1 pseudogene is annotated in these 311 nt (G+C 64.0%); it reads right to left on the bottom strand.

Going from position 1 to position 311, the window contains the following annotated elements:
• Positions 1-311: pseudogene (locus tag MJ643_RS30575) on the bottom strand (hypothetical protein); the annotation flags it as partial.

The raw sequence follows: 311 nt of genomic DNA, 5'->3' as shown, positions 1-311 counted from the left end.
CGCCTTCCCTGCATTAAGAGTTCCCGCACCGGCACCGATAGCACTGGAAGTCGATCGATACATCAGGATGCCGATGACGATGAAGGCCGGGAAGTTCTCGACACCGGCACGCGCGCCGAGCAGGAGACCGAAGATCACGAAGTAGAAGGACGCGTCGACCATCGGCCGAAGGATCAGCCAGAGGTTGCCCAGACGGTTGCGGGCGTTCTGGGTGGCGGCGCGATGCCGCGCGTCCATCCAGATGAAGTGGCGGCGCTCCCAGAGCTGCAGGATGTAGTCGCCGAGCGGCAGTCGCGTGCCGATCGGCCTCA

This window comes from Pseudomonas sp. PNPG3, from assembly GCF_023093815.1.
In the GTDB taxonomy this organism is placed as follows: Bacteria; Pseudomonadota; Gammaproteobacteria; order Pseudomonadales; family Pseudomonadaceae; genus Aquipseudomonas; species Aquipseudomonas asiatica.
The sequence above is the reverse complement of the archived record's forward strand: the minus strand, read 5'-3'. Positions and strand labels throughout refer to the sequence as shown.